The organism is Pseudoalteromonas sp. S2755 (assembly GCF_005886535.1).
Classification (GTDB): Bacteria; Pseudomonadota; Gammaproteobacteria; order Enterobacterales; family Alteromonadaceae; genus Pseudoalteromonas.
Genome location: NZ_PNDS01000259.1, coordinates 1 through 442, shown reverse-complemented (window position 1 = coordinate 442; position 442 = coordinate 1). Strand labels below are relative to the sequence as shown.

Here is a 442-nt window from a genome sequence, read left to right as displayed (position 1 = left end):
CACGCTAAGGTACCTACGTCCTGTAGGCAAGACAAAGATTTTGCTATTTAGTTATTCTAAATAAGAAATCTTTAACGCAGTTAGCGTCAGATTTACTCCTTCAAATTGAGCAAGTATTAAGACAAACTGGTGTCATTGTCAGGTTTTGTAAAGGTGCTTGGATTTGTCTGTTTCCTAGTGCAATTATATTTACTTGAAAACTAAAGGCTCTAATAAAAGGATGGTTTATGAAGCAGATGAGCATTCTAATTGTTTTATTTTGCGGCTTAATAATTTGCGATAAAAGTTATGCCCAAAACAATTACGATTTAGGACAAAAAATACCGGGATTAACACCCGAATTATTTGCTCCAGGTGTCGTTTCTACGGATGAGTACCGCGAGACTGAAGTGTTGTTTTTGCCTGATATGTCAGAGCTTTCTTTTACTCGCTCTGGTGGAGA

1 pseudogene is annotated in these 442 nt (G+C 36.9%); it reads left to right on the top strand.

Annotation, left to right across the window (positions count from 1 at the left end):
* Positions 1 to 227: 227 nt before the first annotated feature.
* Positions 228 to 442 (top strand): annotated as a pseudogene (locus CWC03_RS23145) (hypothetical protein); the annotation flags it as partial.